The organism is Aeromicrobium sp. (assembly GCF_036676885.1).
Taxonomy (GTDB): Bacteria; Actinomycetota; Actinomycetes; order Propionibacteriales; family Nocardioidaceae; genus Aeromicrobium.
In genome coordinates this window covers 1-2,692 of the sequence record NZ_JAKFCB010000161.1, presented here as the reverse complement: position 1 = coordinate 2,692, position 2,692 = coordinate 1, and the positions used below count along the sequence as shown (strand labels likewise).

Below are 2,692 nucleotides of genomic sequence, written 5' to 3'. Positions count from 1 at the left end.
TATCTGGTGAATGCACACTGGAGCCCCGACGCGGAGTACGCCAACCTCAACCTGGCCGACGAGACCGTCAACATCGACTGGCCCCTGCCGCTGGTCGAGATCTCCGACAAGGACCGCGACCACCCGCGCCTCGCCGATGTCGTCCCGGTGCCACCCAGGCGCACCGTGATCGTCGGCGCGGACGGCCAGCTGGGCCGGGCCCTGCAGGAGGTGCTGCCGGACGCCCTGGCGTTGACCCGCGAGGATCTCGACCTCACGGACCCTGCGACGTACGACCGGGTGGCCTGGGACGACGTCGACACGATCATCAACGCCGCCGCGTTCACCGCGGTCGACGCCGCGGAGACGCCGGACGGCCGGCGCCAGGCCTGGGCGGTCAACGTGACCGGCGTCGCCGCGCTCGCCCGCATCGCGCTCCAGCACCGGCTGACGCTCGTCACGATCTCGTCCGACTACGTCTTCGACGGCACGCGGGTCGAGCACACGGTCGACGAGCCGGTCTCACCGCTCGGCGTCTACGGACAGACCAAGGCCGCCGCTGAGGCGGTCACGTCGACGGTGCCCCAGCACTACGTCGTCCGCACGAGCTGGCTCGTCGGCGAGGGCACCAACTTCGTCGCGACGATGCAGCGCCTGGCGCGCGACGGCGTACGCCCGCAGGTCGTCGACGACCAGTTCGGCCGGCTCACGACCGCCCGCGAGCTGGCCGAGGGAATCGTCGGGCTGCTGTCGTCCCGGGCGCCGTACGGCGTCCACCACATCACCGGTGGCGGTGAGCCGCGGTCATGGGCCGACATCGCGCGCGAGGTGTTCGCCGCCGAAGGCCGTGACCCAGCGGACGTCATCGCGGTCTCGACGGAGTCCTACGGTGCCGACAAGCAGCTGGCACCGCGCCCCCAGCACAGCACCCTGGTTCCGCGTACGCCCTAGGGCGCCAGCCGGTCGCGGCGCCAGCCGTCGCCCTCGCGTACGTACTGCAGGCGGTCGTGCAGGCGGTCGGGGCGGCCCTGCCAGAACTCGACCGACTCCAGTGCGACGCGATAGCCACCCCAGATCGGCGGGCGTAGCACGTCGTGGCCGTCGAAGACCTGCTCCACCTCGGCGACCCGCTCGTCGAGCACCTCCCTGCCCGCGATGACGCGGGACTGCGGAGAGGCGACGGCACCGATCTGCGCGCCGCGCGGGCGCGAGCCGAAGTAGGCGTCCGACTCCGCCTCGTCGATGCGGGTCACGGCACCTTCGACGCGGACCTGACGCTGCAGCGGATGCCACAGCATCACCGCCGCGGCCCGCGGGTTGGCATCGATCTCGGCGCCCTTGCGCGACTCGTAGCCCGTGAAGAACGTCAGGCCGCGCTCGTCGAGCCCTTTGAGCAGCACGATGCGCACCGACGGTCGTCCGTCCGGCGTCGCGGTCGCGAGCGCCATGGCATTGGGCTCGTACACGCCAGCATCGATCGCCTCGTTGAGCCAGCGCCCCAGAAGCGTGAGCGGATCGTCGCCCGCGGTCGCCTCGTCGAGGCCCTCTCGCGCGTATTCCGCACGCATCCGCGCCAAATCAGGGGTCTCCATGACTCCACGGTAACCACGCAGGGCAGAATGCAGCGTATGACTGAAGTGCACCACGGACTAGAAGGCGTCATTGCGTTCGAGAGCGAGATCGCCGAACCCGACAAGGAAGGGTCCGCACTGCGCTATCGCGGTGTCGACATCGACGACCTCGTCGGCCGCGTCCCCTTCGAGAAGATCTGGGGCCTGCTCGTCGACGGTGCCTACGAGCCCGGCCTGCCGCCGGCCGAGCCGTTCCCGATCCCGGTCCACTCCGGCGACATCCGCGCCGACGTACAGAGCGCGATCGCGCTGACCGCTCCCGCCTGGGGCATGAAGCAGCTCTATGACATCGACGATGTCCAGGCTCGTGAGGACCTTGCCCGCGCCGCGGTCATGGTCCTTTCCTATGTCGCCCAGGCCGCCCGCGGCGTGGGCCAGCCCATGGTGTCGCAGTCCGAGATCGACAAGTGCTCCACGATCACCGAGCGCTTCCTGACTCGCTGGCGCGGCGAGGTCAACCCCGATCACGCCAAGGCCATCGACGCCTACTGGGTGTCGGCCGCCGAGCACGGCATGAACGCCTCGACGTTCACCGCCCGGGTCATCGCCTCCACCGGCGCGGATGCCGCAGCCGCCCTCTCCGGAGCCGTCGGCGCGATGTCCGGCCCGTTGCACGGTGGTGCCCCGGCCCGCGTGCTGACGATGATCGAAGAGGTCGAGAAGTCCGGCGACGCGACGGCGTACGTCAAGCAGCTCCTCGACAGCGGCGAGCGGCTGATGGGCTTCGGCCACCGCGTCTACCGCGCCGAAGACCCCCGCGCGCGCACCCTGCGACGTACGGCCAAGGAGCTCAACGCTCCCCGCGCCGAGGTCGCGATCGCGCTCGAGGAGGCCGCACTCAAGGAGCTCCGCGAGCGTCGTCCCGACCGGGTCCTCGAGACCAACGTCGAGTTCTGGGCGGCGATCGTCCTCGACTACGCCCAGGTTCCCCCGCACATGTTCACCGCGATGTTCACGTCGGCCCGCACGGCCGGCTGGAGCGCGCACATCCTCGAGCAGAAGCGCACGGGCCGCCTGATCCGCCCGTCGGCGATCTACGTCGGCCCGCCTTCGCGCCGCGCCGACGAGGTCGAGGGTTGGAA

General features: G+C 70.6%; 3 protein-coding genes. 2 read left to right on the top strand and 1 reads right to left on the bottom strand.

Annotated elements, in window-relative coordinates:
• On the top strand, nucleotides 1–930 hold a 930-nt coding region (locus tag V6M46_RS07875), incomplete at its 5' end, for a sugar nucleotide-binding protein (protein ID WP_332663520.1).
• On the opposite strand, the gene pdxH is transcribed toward V6M46_RS07875, so the two are convergent.
• On the bottom strand, nucleotides 927–1,571 hold the full coding sequence (gene pdxH / locus V6M46_RS07870) for a pyridoxamine 5'-phosphate oxidase (RefSeq protein WP_332663518.1): 645 nt from the start codon (nucleotides 1,569–1,571) through the stop codon (nucleotides 927–929). The genes V6M46_RS07875 and pdxH overlap by 4 nt on opposite strands.
• A 36-nt stretch (nucleotides 1,572–1,607) precedes the next feature.
• Between pdxH and V6M46_RS07865 the strand changes: the two genes are divergently transcribed.
• A partial coding sequence (locus V6M46_RS07865) for a citrate synthase 2 (RefSeq protein WP_332663517.1) occupies nucleotides 1,608–2,692 on the top strand: 1,085 nt, incomplete at its 3' end.

What these genes read in the sequence shown, in the direction of transcription:
- pdxH (WP_332663518.1), bottom strand. Translation starts at nt 1,571, where the DNA reads ATGGAGACCCCTGATTTGGCGCGGATGCGTGCGGAATACGCGCGAGAG.